The organism is Paenibacillus sp. OAE614, from assembly GCF_040546645.1.
GTDB lineage: Bacteria > Bacillota > Bacilli > Paenibacillales > Paenibacillaceae > Paenibacillus_AQ > Paenibacillus_AQ favisporus.
Map to the genome: position 1 here is coordinate 5,131,420 of NZ_JBEPOD010000001.1, position 11,882 is coordinate 5,143,301.

Sequence of the window (11,882 nt, forward strand, 5' to 3'; positions counted from 1 at the left end):
TTAGTCTGTCATAAAGTGTGCAAACCTCCGGAAATCCGATAAAGCAGGTAAAAACGCAGAACGGGAAACCGGGAAAACAACGGATGCCGGACAAAAAGATGCTTAAACGAAAGACCGAAAATGTGTCATGCCGCTTTTCCGGTTTTTTCTGCATCGGCTAATAGCTATTATACGGCTTAACCTTGTCCATGGTACCTGACATCTTCGATGCCGAACCAGGGAAGGGCAGCGGCCGCATAGTACGCCGCCGCTAGGGCAATGACGAACATGAGAACCGCCAGCCCGTCATACCTGCTGAAAGCCGACGGATAATAGTACGTTCTGCGCCCCGACCCGCTGAACTGCTTCGCTCCCATCGCCACAGCTACGCGGTGCGCCCGGCGGATGCTCTGCGACAGCAGCGGCACCGCATACAGCCGGACATGCTGAAGGAGGCCACTCGGCCCCCGGCCTGTCCGTACGCCGCGGATCCGCAGCGCCTGCCTGCGGATGAGAAACTCCTCCCATACGATGGACAGCAGCCGGATCGACGCCATGAAGCTGTAAGCGAATTTGGGGGGAAGGCGAAAATTTTGCATCAGCGAATAGAACAGCTTGACGGACGGCGTGGTCATGACGAAGAGCAGTCCTTCTGCCGCAAAAGCAATCGCCCGGAATCCCAGGTGCAGCCCGCGGTAGAAGCTTTCCTCGGATACGCGGAACAGCCCCCACTGCCACCAGACGTGATCCCCTTTCCCGAATAGGATCATCGTCAGGGATGAAGAGACGAATACGAGGCTGAAGGAGAGAACGAGCAGCGCCACCTTCCATGCCGGATAACCGCTGAGCAGAAACAGGAGGGCGATGTAGACCGCTGCCTGATAGACGGCAAAATCAATGCTTCGCGTCTGAATCGTAACGATAAACAACATGATCAGCACGGCGAGCTTCAGCGAGGGATTCGCCCGGTGCAGCCAGGTATGACGGCTCGGAGTCAAAAACCGGTTCATCCGCTCACCTCCTCCTGCGCATCCGAAGCTGCGCCATCTCCTTCAAGCCTCCGCCTCCCGGGCTTTATCGCCGTCAGGCTTCCGCCTTGGATTTCCCATACCTGGGTAGCGGCCAGCTCAGCGATTTCTCGCTCATGCGTCACCATAACGATCGCCGTGCCGCTGCGGCGAAGCGCTTCGCAGTATTCCAGGATGGCAAAGGCGTTGCGGGCATCCTGCCCGAACGTCGGTTCATCCAGCAGCAGCACCGCCTGACGGCGCACCGCCGCGGTGGCAACGCTCAGCCTGCGTTTCTGTCCGGTCGAGAGCTGATACGGGTGCCGGTTCTCCAAGCCGTGCAAATGAAACGTCTTAAGGCAGTCTTCGGCTTTACGCTCCACCTCAGCCCGCGACATACCGCCCTGCATGTGAAGGGAATAGGCCGTCTCCTCCAGTACTGTCTGGGCAACAAACTGAAACTCCGGGTTCTGAAACACGAACCCGATCCGGTCCGAAGGGCAGGTCCGCTTCCTGCCCCTTCCCTGCAGCAGCCTGCCTTCCAGCACGTAGCTGCCGGCTGTCGGAAGAAGCTGCATCAGGCTCAGCAGCAAGGAGCTTTTCCCCGCCCCGTTAGGACCGACAACGGCGACAAAATCGCCGGCATATACCTCCGCCTCTTCCACCATGATCGCCGGCGCATCTCCGCGGAGACCGACAAACCCCCGCAAGGAGAGGACCGGCGCCGCCAAGTCCGCGCCTTGCTGCGGGGATTGCACTAGGCCGCTGTTCCATGTATCCCGGTGACGGATATAATCCTCCCAAACGCCGGGATACCAAATGCCATTTTCCTGAAGGGTCCGGCGGTACGCCGTGAAGATTTCTGCCGGCTTGCCGTCGGCCAGAATGCTTCCGTCCGGCGCGAACAGAACGATCCGGTCGACCCAGTTCACGATTTCTTCGATCCGGTGCTCGACGATCAGCACGGTCCGTCCGGCCGATACACCGCGAACCGCCTCCCAAATTTGCTGTCTCCCCTCGGGGTCCAGCAGCGCCGAGGGCTCATCCAGCAGGAGCACTTCCGGTTCCAGCAGAAGGACCGAAGCGAGCGCGAGCCGCTGCTTCATCCCAAGGGACAGCCGTTCAATCGGAGTGTGCAGCTCTTCGAGGTCCAGGCCGACCCGCCCGAGCGCCTCCCGCATCCGCGGCACCATATCCTCCCTGGCTACTTGGCGGTTCTCCAGCACAAACGCCAGCTCCTCATCGACATACGGCATGCAGAACTGGGTATCCGGGTCCTGAAATACATACCCGCACGAGCGGGGCTTCCGGATGTCCGCATATTTGAGCGGAACGTCGATGACCGCCGGAATCAACCCGCCGAGCACCTGCAGCAGCGTCGATTTCCCGCATCCGCTTGGGCCGAGCAGAAGCACCTTTTCCCCGGCTGGCACGGACAGGGAAACATCCTTGAACACGAACGCCTTCTCACCCGGAAACTTCAGGCGCAGGTCCGTTACCGAAACGGCAATTTGCCCGCTCCCTTGATCCGCCCTTTGATCCGCTCCTTGACCCGTCTCATCCACCGCCGGATGCTGCATCGTCGCGGCTCCCCGGTTAGCCTCAGTCATGATCGAGCGCTTCATAATCCTTGGCTGTCACCGGCCGGAGCAGCTGGGTTACTCCGGTTGCTTCCAAAGCTTTGGTCAGGGCATACGCCAGGTACCCTGCGAGTACCGCCGAGCTGATTAACCGCATCACGTACTTGAACACGATCATCCATGTCGTATAGTCCGTGACGTAGCCGTAGTACACATCCACCAGGAATGATCCCAATCCCGAAGCCATACCGGCCAGCGCCGCTACCCCCATGGAGAATTTGCGGTAACGGAACAGGGCGAAGATCAGCTCCGCGGCAAGACCTTGCGCCACGCCGTAAATCGCCAGCTGAAGGCCCCATTCACTGCCGAACAGAATTTCTACGTGAGCCGCGGCAACCTCGGCCAGGAGGGCTACGCCGGGCTTGCGGATCAGCAGCGCGGCAAGTGTCGAAGCGAGGAACCACATGCCGTACAACAGCTCATCCGCTTGGAAAAACAGCGGCTTGAACAAGTCGTTCACCGAACCCCAAAAATGGTACACCACCCCGATCACGAGGGATAGCAGAATCGTCACGAGCAGGTCGCTGAGCTTCAGCCCCTTCGGCCGATCCATCTGCATCGTACTGCTGTTCATTTGACAACATCCTTTCTTTTTCCAAAATTGGGCAATAAAAAAACCCCCTGGATAAGCGAGGGAGATCGTCAAATAAGCCCATAAAAGGACTTGAATTCTCTACGCTGGCATTATCCAGATCAGATTCCCGGTCAGCAGCGGTTCATTAGCTGCACTCTCAGCCCGATTCGCTCGAGCTCCCGTATTCCCATATGTACACAGATGAACGCAAGGCGCGGCATCGCCGCCTCCTGGTCCCGGAGCCATCGCCGTCCAAAGCGATGAGATGCTTGGGTTCGATTCCGTGTAACAGGCACCTCGCCTCGATGAGTCGGCTCGGGCCCGTATTGATTCCAAAATACATGATCCTCGAAGGATTGGCAATACCATTTTTCTCCGGGGCGGTTTCCAGCATTTGTTGCATATTGATTTGATAGCCGTTCTATGTCAATATATTCAGAGTGCTACAGGCACGTATGGAAGGGAGATTAGGCATGACAAAGAAATTACTGCGGCTCATGACAGAGCTCTCCTCGCGAAAGTGGCTCTCTTCCATGATGGGACGCTTCTCGCACAGCCGGCTCAGCAGAGGGGTCATCCCTACGTTTATCAAAAGCTATCAGATCCCGGCGCATGAAGCGGAGAAAGAAATCTATGAATACCGCACGCTCAACGAATTTTTTTCACGGCGGCTGAAGCCCGGCATGCGTCCAATTCACGAAGGCGAGCACGTACTCACGAGCCCCGTCGACGCCAAGATCACCGCAATGGGTGAAATCACCTCAGGCACGATTCTGAACGTGAAAGGGCAGGATTATTCGGTGGCGGAGCTGCTTAATTTCTCTCCCCACCTGGAGTTATATAAACATGGCTATGTCTTTGTGCTGTACCTCAGCCCTACCGACTATCACCGGATCCACTCTCCCATCACAGGCGTGAAGGTGGAGAGCGAGCATATCAAGGGACGATGCTACCCGGTCAATGATTTTGGCATGACCCAGATGAAATCCGTGCTGTGCCGCAATGAGAGGCTGATAACGTATATCAAGGGAGCCCTGGGAGAAGTCGCGGTCGTCAAAGTCGGCGCCATGAATGTCAGCAGCATCCGCTACGACGACGAAACCGCCAATTCCTGGCGTAACGGCGATCCGCTCGCCTATTTTGAGTTCGGTTCGACCGTCGTGCTGCTGATCCAGGACGGCGCGTTCACCCCGCGGACAGACCTCCGGACCGGAGATCATGTCCGCATGGGCCAGCTGCTCGGTCAGCTGCACCCGCATAAAGGCTGAACCGGAAGCGAATCCGGCTCAGCCTTTTTTGCTTAGGAGCGCGAGCATAATCCGCTGAAACCACCGGTCCGGAAGCAGCTGCTTGGCCTTAATCGTCCAGCGTGTGCCAACAGGCAGCGCATAGCGGAATGCAGGTTTATTCATACGCGCGATTCTCGCGATCAGCCGGGCCACATCGGCCGGATCGCCGCGCTGGTCGGCGTTGTCACGGGAAAAGGCCATCACCTGGCTCAGCATCCGCTCGTAGGGTGACCGCTCGGCGGCGCTCATCTGCGCAAATCCTTTGTCCCATATGGCCGTTCCGTACGAACCCGGCTCCACCACCACGACATCGACGCCGAATGGTCGCATTTCCAGGGCAAGACATTCGCTAAATCCCTCTACAGCAAACTTTGACGAGACATAGGGACCAAAGCCGGGAAACCCGACAGCCCCGCTGACGCTGCTGATCTGAATGATTGTTCCCTGATGGGCCTCCCTCATCGCGGGAAGAACGGCCTGGGTGACCGCAACCATCCCGAAGAAATTCGTTTCCAGCTGCGCCTTCCACACGTCCATCGGAATCTCCTCGATCATTCCTCCGTATGCGGTGCCTGCATTGTTCACAAGCACGTCAATGCGTCCGTGGGATTTCAGGATGCCCGATACGGCCTCAAGCACCTGTCCCCCGTCCGTCACATCTAGCCTAACCACGTGAATATGCTGTCTGACCCCCGCCGTCTGCGCAGCGTCCATCAGCTCCCCGCTCGCTTCCGGCCTTCGCATGCCGGCAAAAACCGTGTAACCGGAGGCAGCCAGCTCCACGCTGGCCAGCAGCCCAAAGCCGCTGGAACCGCCCGTGACCAGCGCGACCGGCCGCTCATCATGTCCTCCCAATTGCGCTCCACTCCCCGTTCAGATGTTATTTCGCCGGAAACAAAAACGGCTCTTCCGCCAAGTAGCTGCGGATCGCGGACAGAATATACCCCTTCTGTTCCTTCAGCGACGGAATTTCCTGCGGATTGCCGGCGTGAAACGCCTGATTCTCCAGGACCGCCTGCAGGAAAAAGGTTTCCAGCATGGACACGCTCTCCTTCGGAAGAAGTCGCATGCTTTCGTACCCGTCCAGCAGCATGCTCCGCTGTGCCGGGTACAGACCGATGAGCGCCTGCGCCAAGTCGTATGCATAATAACCGAACCCGCAGCGGCCAAAATCGATAGGGCAAGGTTCCCCGTCCTTGAATACAACGTTCCCTTCGTGGAGATCCGCATGGATCATACCGTACCGGGAAGGGCCCGGAGGCCATGCGGCGATCCGCCCTTTGATTAGGTCCGCCGCTTGTACATAAAGCTCCCATTCATCGGAACTCAGAAAGGCGCGGTGCCGCCGTTCCAGCCGCTGCATATCTTCTGTCAGGCTCGCAGCCCCCCATTCGGGTCTGACGAACCCTTCCGGCGGAACAAAGCTCTGCGCAGCCTGATGGAGCCTGGCCATAAGCACGCCCATCCGGTACACCTGCCTGTCATCGAGGCCGCCCTCCGCCTGCTCCCCTTCGATCCAGCGCAGCAGCGTCACCGGCCAGCCCTGGCTCCGGTCCGCCTCGCAAATCGCCACGGTATTCCCTTCCTGGTCCGCTACGCCCTCCGGAACCGGCAGGCCTTGGGAAGAAAGCCAATTCAGCCACATCATTTCCGAACGGATGGCCGGTACGTCGGCCGACACCGGATGGATCCGCAGCAAAAATTTACCGCCTGACCGCGCGCTCACCCGGTACGTAATATGGTCTGAAATTTGAACAAATTCCGCTTGTTCCTCCTTAATGCCAAACTTCTCCAGGGCGGACATCAGCACCTGCTCCGCCTGAACCAGCAGGAGGCGCAGGCTGTCCTCCGAATTTGCTCCGAATGCTTCATTCATTTCGCTATCCTCCATCCTCTGCTTAACACCTTGCTCCCACAGCATACCATAAGCCGGCAGGCCGGGGGAGAGCGCAACCAAGAACTGCGTTCTCCGCGTAACCGGTACTATAGGCAATTCCAATCTAATGATGCGCGTACAAAAAAGCAGCGGCGGGCTGGCATCCCGCGCTGCTCTTAGACATCATTTATATCATGTGTGATGAAGTTCATAAAAAAGGTTAACGAGTGGGGTTAAAACCATACGTCGCTCATGATGCTGACCGGTCTGAACCGGCGCATCCGGTTACGGCAGTTCCCCCGCGCCGCCGCAGCTGCGGCATACCCGTCACGCCTGCGAATCCGCCGTCTGCTCATCCGATGCTTTCCTCCCTTCGTTTATTCGGTGCATTTGCAAGCTTGAAGCTTATTACCCGAAAGGGGAAGACCGCGAAACAGCAGGAAACAATTACCGGATTTCGGACGGATTCTTGCCCGTATACTGCTTGAATTGCCGGCTGAAGAAAAAAATGTCGCGGTATCCGAGCGCATCGGCCACCTCCGTGACGTTCATGCCGGCATGCAGGAGCAGATGCTGCGCCCGGTCGATCCGCGTCCGGATAATGTAGGATTGAACGGGTGAGCCGATCAGCTCCTTGAATTTGATCGAGAAATACCGCGGCGACAACCCGGCGCGGGCAGCCAGATCCTCGACCCGGTGCGGTAAGCCGGGGTGCTGCTGAATGTAATTGGCGATCTCGTGGATCACCTCGGTCAGCTGGTTGCTGACCTTCTTCTCCTCCGGCTGCTGCCGGTCGTGCCGGAGCAGATGGATCATCAGCTGCTTCAGGATGAGCTGCCCCTCTTCCTGGGCGGCGTAGGTGTTCACAAGAAACAACCTGACGTAACGGGCAAGCATGTATTCAAAGTCAACGGTTTCCGTCAGCTTCCGGTACGGCAGCGGAATATCCGTCACAGGCTCGGACACCCGAAAGTGGCTGTAAGTCAGAACGAGCGGCTTCTGCGGGTTGTGCGTGGCGCTCGTGTGGTCGCCGGGCCTGAACAGGAAGCAGCTCCCCTTGCCGACCTCATACGGTTCGTCATTCCGGATGACGGTCCCTTCCCCGCTCCATACATAAAATAAATCGTAATTTTCCAGCGCCTTCTCGCGCTTCTGCCATTTCCAGCCGGGCTCGCACACAATTTTGGCGAGGGACGGCAATATTTCAAAAGATGACGGCGATGCGTGCAGCATGTCGTCATTCCCCCCTATATCATAGACTCATATCTTTCCTCCCTATGATACTATTTCGGCGCGGTTTTTGCACATCCGGCCCATATCCCCTGAGCTTCCGCCGGGTTTACCGCCCCTGTAGGCCTGTCCAAAATCGCACCTTCTCCTAATGCTCACAGCACAGTAAATAACCGCAAGCGGTTGCGATGCTTGCTTCGCCTACCCGTTCATGTCATGCCGGATATCCTCCCATGCCGCAGCCAGCCGATCAACCCCCTCCTCCAACTGCCGCTCATCCCATCGGGCATAGCTGAAAAAGGCGGTCGGAGGTCCCGGCTGGATCCTGTAGCCGGACGCGTCCCTGAACGTTACGCCACGAGCCGCTGCTGCGGCTGTAAAGGCTGCAAAAGCTTCCGGCGGTTGCAGCCAATAGGCATACACATGCAGGCCGGAATCTCCCGGCATCAGCGAGAACAGATGCCCCGCCTTCTCCCGCATCCGGGTGCAGAAACGGCGGTGGCGGGCACCATAGATCCGCGTAAGTCGGCGGAGATGCCGGCCATAATCGCCGCGGGCCATAAACCGGGCAAGCGCCCGCTGCTCGAGCAGCCCTGTCGTCAGCGGCTCGTACAGCGTTTTGGCCCGCAGCACCGCATCCACGAGCGATTGGGGGACGATAGCGTAACCCAGACGCAGCCCGGCAAACATCGTCTTCGAGAAGGAGCCGATATAAATGACCCGATCCCGCGTATCCAGCGTCTTCAGCGGCTCGATCGGCCTGCCGCCGAAGCGGAACTCGCTGTCGTAATCGTCCTCCAGGATGACCGCCTCTTGCCGCTCCGCCCAGTCCAGCAGCTGCCGGCGCCGCTCCAGCGTCAGGACGGCGCCGGTCGGGTACTGGCGGCTCGGCGTCACCAGTACAAGGCGGGCGTCCCAATCGGACAGACGGATGCCGTGGACATCGACCTCAGCCGGAATCACCTCCGCTCCGCAGGCAGCTGCCGCCCTGATGATTCCCGAATAGCACGGATCTTCAAGCACGGCCGCCTCGCCTTCATTCAGCAGCAGCTGAAAGAGAAGGGTAATACCCTGCATCGATCCGCTGAAGAGCACGATTTGCTCCGGACCGGTATGAATTCCCCGCGTGACGCGCAGGTGGGCGGCGAGTGCCTGCCGCAGACCGAGGTCCCCGGCGGGATCAGCTCCGCGCTGCATATCCTCTCCGCCCCGGCCTCCTGCATAGGTCATGGCGCTGCGCCACTCCGCATAGGGAAACAGCTCCATGCTCATCCCGCCTCCCCCCAAGTCGATGCCGGCGGGAGCCTCGCCGCCGAATCTCGGGATTGCCGGGAGCTCTAGCAGCCGCTCTCCCCAGCGGGATAGGGCAAGCGGTGCGGCAGCCGCATCCCCCCCTGCTGTTGGCGCAGGTCCCGCTTGAGCCACGAAGGTCCCCCGGCCCACTTCGCTGTGGACATAGCCTTCCGACACCAGCATATCGTAACCTAAGGCGGCCGATCCTCTCGACAAGCCGTATTGATCCGCCAGCTCGCGGGTCGAAGGCAGCTTCGTTCCTCCAGGCAGCCTCCCCTCCATGATGGCGTCCCTCAGAGCGTGATACAGCGCCAGGTACTTGTAGCGGTGTTTCTCAATATAAGTTTCCAGATGCAGGGATATCTCCATGCCGTCCTCCCCTCCATTGCTGCGGAACCAGATTCAACAAACGTATTTTTCCTCCCGTGACCGCTTATCGTCTCAACCGCCAGCAAAATGGACTATAAAAAATACTCTAAATTGGACCTTTTTCCTTGTCAATATTCCCGTTATGCTGTTGTCACCGCAGCGATAACCGCCGATCGGCAAGCGATGCATCAAGGAGGAGAAAACCAATGAGAAGAAATGAATTTGAAGTGATGCGTGAGGAAGAAATCGAGGCGTTTTTGTCGGAGATGAGCTTTGGCTTCCTGGGAACCCTCGGAGAAGACGGACATCCCCGGGTGACCCCGATCAACTATGTGTATCATCAAGGCATGTTCTACATGCATGGCAGCCGTTTCGGCGAAAAAATGGACCACCTCGCCGCCAACCCCGCGGTGAGCTTCAGCGTCGCGGAGGAATATGCGATCATTCCTTCCTACTTCACCGACCCTCTGATGGCCTGCCCCGCCACTTCGTATTTCAAGAGCGTGACCGCATCGGGACGGGTCGAAATCGTACAGGACCTGGAAGAGAAAGCAGCTGCCTTTACCCTATTTATGAACAAGCTCCAGCCCGAGGGCGGATACGCCCCCATTGACGCAGCCAACCCCAAATACGCTTCCAGGCTGCGCGGGGTCGCCGTTCTGCGGATCGTTCCCGACCGAATCACTGCGAAGTTCAAGTTTGGGCAAAATTTGACGGAGGACAAAAGGGAACAGGTGCTGCAGGGTCTGGACGCCAGAGGCCGCGGCAAGGATCGGGAGACGATGGAGCTGATTCGCAGCAGCGCTTGCCCTCATATGCAGCAAACCTTGGCCCCGGATCCCTATTCCGAAGAAGAGTAAAGCGGCATGATTCACAAAGCGCCTTAGAGAGCCTTTTTCACAGCACAACCATCCTTTTCCTTTTTCCGTGACGGCTCTCATCGCAGGTGATATAATGTTAGGCAGTTAAAATGGCATATACCTTGCAAAAGCCTATCATTACACAGATTTGGAAGGATGGAAACCATGTTAAACCCACTCGCTGCACAGTTGAACGAAAGTTTGAAAGCCGGCAACGCGCATGTGTACGAAATGTTGTCCAAACTCGGCCAGGAAATCTATTTTCCGAAGGAAGGCATACTGAGCCAATCTGCGGAAGCGACCAGCCATGCCAAAAAATATAACGCAACGATCGGCATTGCGACCGAACAGGGCATCCCGATGCATCTGACTGCTATCCAGGAGAAGCTGTCCGCGTTTGCGCCGAAGGACCTGTACCCATACGCACCGCCCGCAGGCAAACCCGATTTGCGCGCTGCCTGGCTGGCAAAAATGATCGAAGAAAACCCGTCGCTCGCGGGCAAAACGGTCAGCAGCCCGATTGTGACGAACGCCCTGACCCACGGGCTTAGTATCGTGGCCGATCTGTTCGTGGACGAAGGGGACGCCGTGATTTATCCGGACAAAAACTGGGAGAACTACGAGCTGACCTTCGGCATCCGCCGCCATGGCGAACTGGTCAATTATCCGCTGTTCACCGGGAACATGACCTTCAACAGTGATGGACTTCGCGAAGCCCTGCTGGCCCAGAAGGACAAAGGCAAAGCCGTCGTGCTGCTCAACTTCCCGAACAATCCGACGGGATATACCCCGGGTCCGGCGGAAGGCGAAGCCATCGTCGCTGCCATCAAGGAAGCCGCCGAAGCCGGCATCAATGTTGTGGCGGTTACGGACGATGCCTATTTCGGGCTTTTCTTTGAGGATTCCCTCAAAGAGTCGCTGTTCGGCAAATTGGCGGATATCCATCCGCGCGTACTGGCCGTTAAAGTCGACGGTGCCACCAAAGAAGAGTTCGTCTGGGGATTCCGCGTCGGCTTCATCACCTACGCTTCCCAAGATACCAACGTGCTCGCCGCCCTCGAGCAAAAGACACTTGGCATCATTCGCGCGACGATTTCCAGCGGCCCTCATCCTTCCCAGACCTTCGTGCTCGATGCGCTGAAATCGCCTGATTTCGCGGCTCAGAAGGAAGAGAAGTTCCACATCATGAAAGGCCGCGCCAACAAAGTGAAATCGCTGCTGGACAGCGGCAAGTACGGTGATGTGTGGGAGTACTATCCGTTTAATTCCGGATATTTCATGTGCCTGAAGCTGAAAGGCGTGTCGGCCGAGGAGCTGCGCAGCCACTTGATCCATCAATACGGAGTCGGCACCATCGCTCTCGGCGAGCATGACCTGCGCATCGCGTTCTCCTGCATCGACGAGGAATATCTCGAAGACCTGTTCGATTTAGTCTATCAGGGCGTCCGGGATTTGCAGCAGAAATAGGCCCGGGGGTTACGCATCATCAACAACCTATTTTTTTGGAGAAGAACGGGTGATATGCCCAAGCACAGCCGCCCCCCTAGACATAGGATACGGTGTAACGAAAAACAAACCACTGTAAAGGGGAATGCACAATGAGCGAAGAAGTAAGAGGCGGATATGGATACGGATATGGACATTGCCACGGAATGTTTGGCAACACAGGCGCCATCCTGGTTCTCTTTATCCTCTTGGTCATCATCACTCGTTCTTTCTGGTTATAATCGAAAAAGCAATCCATTCAAGCAGACCGCTGATCAAT

At 57.6% G+C, this 11,882-nt stretch carries 12 protein-coding genes and 1 riboswitch; of the genes, 4 read left to right on the plus strand and 8 right to left on the minus strand.

Going from position 1 to position 11,882, the window contains the following annotated elements:
* Window positions 1-176: 176 nt before the first annotated feature.
* Genes ABIE48_RS23705 through ABIE48_RS23715 form a run of 3 tightly spaced genes read right to left on the minus strand, consistent with a single transcriptional unit; the run spans window position 177 to window position 3,200 of the window.
* Entirely contained in the window at window positions 177-989 is an 813-nt protein-coding gene (locus tag ABIE48_RS23705; RefSeq protein WP_192717314.1) for an energy-coupling factor transporter transmembrane component T family protein, read from the minus strand.
* On the minus strand, window positions 986-2,596 hold the full coding sequence (locus tag ABIE48_RS23710; RefSeq protein ID WP_354519760.1) for an ABC transporter ATP-binding protein: 1,611 nt from the start codon (window positions 2,594-2,596) through the stop codon (window positions 986-988). The genes ABIE48_RS23705 and ABIE48_RS23710 overlap by 4 nt, the downstream gene beginning before the upstream one ends.
* The gene (locus ABIE48_RS23715; protein ID WP_354519762.1) at window positions 2,589-3,200 is read right to left on the minus strand and encodes an ECF transporter S component; all 612 of its coding nucleotides are present in this window, start codon (window positions 3,198-3,200) and stop codon (window positions 2,589-2,591) included. The genes ABIE48_RS23710 and ABIE48_RS23715 overlap by 8 nt, the downstream gene beginning before the upstream one ends.
* Before the next feature lie 79 nt (window positions 3,201-3,279).
* A riboswitch (TPP riboswitch) is annotated at window positions 3,280-3,393 on the minus strand.
* Window positions 3,394-3,673: 280 nt separating this feature from the next.
* On the opposite strand from ABIE48_RS23715, the gene asd reads away from it, so the two are divergent.
* Window positions 3,674-4,468 carry an archaetidylserine decarboxylase gene (gene asd, locus ABIE48_RS23720; RefSeq protein ID WP_145029276.1) on the plus strand — a complete coding sequence of 265 codons (795 nt, stop codon included), beginning with the start codon at window positions 3,674-3,676 and terminating at the stop codon, window positions 4,466-4,468.
* 18 nt (window positions 4,469-4,486) lie between these two features.
* Here asd and ABIE48_RS23725 read toward each other — a convergent pair whose 3' ends face one another.
* The 5 genes from ABIE48_RS23725 to pdxR form a co-directional block, all read right to left on the minus strand.
* Window positions 4,487-5,344: an SDR family oxidoreductase gene (locus tag ABIE48_RS23725; RefSeq protein WP_192717315.1), complete on the minus strand. Its 858-nt coding sequence runs from the start codon at window positions 5,342-5,344 to the stop codon at window positions 4,487-4,489.
* Window positions 5,345-5,369: 25 nt separating this feature from the next.
* On the minus strand, window positions 5,370-6,365 hold the full coding sequence (locus tag ABIE48_RS23730) for a phosphotransferase enzyme family protein (protein ID WP_192717316.1): 996 nt from the start codon (window positions 6,363-6,365) through the stop codon (window positions 5,370-5,372).
* A 233-nt stretch (window positions 6,366-6,598) separates the two neighbouring features.
* On the minus strand, window positions 6,599-6,721 hold the full coding sequence (locus ABIE48_RS23735) for a hypothetical protein (protein WP_260866982.1): 123 nt from the start codon (window positions 6,719-6,721) through the stop codon (window positions 6,599-6,601).
* 91 nt (window positions 6,722-6,812) lie between these two features.
* Entirely contained in the window at window positions 6,813-7,598 is a 786-nt protein-coding gene (locus tag ABIE48_RS23740; RefSeq protein WP_145029282.1) for an AraC family transcriptional regulator, read from the minus strand.
* 198 nt (window positions 7,599-7,796) lie between these two features.
* A complete protein-coding gene (gene pdxR / locus ABIE48_RS23745) occupies window positions 7,797-9,257 on the minus strand; it encodes a MocR-like pyridoxine biosynthesis transcription factor PdxR (RefSeq protein WP_192717317.1) in 1,461 nt (486 codons plus the stop codon).
* Between the two features lie 206 nt (window positions 9,258-9,463).
* Here pdxR and ABIE48_RS23750 point away from each other — a divergent pair, with 206 nt between their 5' ends.
* From ABIE48_RS23750 to ABIE48_RS23760, 3 genes are all read left to right on the plus strand, one after another.
* Entirely contained in the window at window positions 9,464-10,117 is a 654-nt protein-coding gene (locus ABIE48_RS23750) for a pyridoxamine 5'-phosphate oxidase family protein (protein WP_192717318.1), read from the plus strand.
* 165 nt (window positions 10,118-10,282) lie between these two features.
* A complete protein-coding gene (locus ABIE48_RS23755; protein WP_192717473.1) occupies window positions 10,283-11,584 on the plus strand; it encodes an aminotransferase class I/II-fold pyridoxal phosphate-dependent enzyme in 1,302 nt (433 codons plus the stop codon).
* Between the two features lie 131 nt (window positions 11,585-11,715).
* Window positions 11,716-11,844, plus strand: coding sequence for a YjcZ family sporulation protein (locus ABIE48_RS23760; RefSeq protein WP_212971272.1), 129 nt, complete (start codon window positions 11,716-11,718; stop codon window positions 11,842-11,844).
* Window positions 11,845-11,882: the final 38 nt, after the last annotated feature.

Bases quoted from the DNA above. Each gene is read 5' to 3' on its own strand.
- ABIE48_RS23705 (WP_192717314.1), bottom strand. From the start codon at position 989: ATGAACCGGTTTTTGACTCCGAGCCGTCATACCTGGCTGCACCGGGCG.
- ABIE48_RS23710 (WP_354519760.1), bottom strand. From the start codon at position 2,596: ATGACTGAGGCTAACCGGGGAGCCGCGACGATGCAGCATCCGGCGGTG.
- ABIE48_RS23715 (WP_354519762.1), bottom strand. From the start codon at position 3,200: ATGAACAGCAGTACGATGCAGATGGATCGGCCGAAGGGGCTGAAGCTC.
- asd (WP_145029276.1), top strand. From the start codon at position 3,674: ATGACAAAGAAATTACTGCGGCTCATGACAGAGCTCTCCTCGCGAAAG.
- ABIE48_RS23730 (WP_192717316.1), bottom strand. From the start codon at position 6,365: ATGAATGAAGCATTCGGAGCAAATTCGGAGGACAGCCTGCGCCTCCTG.
- ABIE48_RS23735 (WP_260866982.1), bottom strand. From the start codon at position 6,721: ATGAGCAGACGGCGGATTCGCAGGCGTGACGGGTATGCCGCAGCTGCG.
- ABIE48_RS23740 (WP_145029282.1), bottom strand. From the start codon at position 7,598: ATGCTGCACGCATCGCCGTCATCTTTTGAAATATTGCCGTCCCTCGCC.
- pdxR (WP_192717317.1), bottom strand. From the start codon at position 9,257: ATGGAGATATCCCTGCATCTGGAAACTTATATTGAGAAACACCGCTAC.
- ABIE48_RS23750 (WP_192717318.1), top strand. From the start codon at position 9,464: ATGAGAAGAAATGAATTTGAAGTGATGCGTGAGGAAGAAATCGAGGCG.
- ABIE48_RS23755 (WP_192717473.1), top strand. From the start codon at position 10,283: ATGTTAAACCCACTCGCTGCACAGTTGAACGAAAGTTTGAAAGCCGGC.
- ABIE48_RS23760 (WP_212971272.1), top strand. From the start codon at position 11,716: ATGAGCGAAGAAGTAAGAGGCGGATATGGATACGGATATGGACATTGC.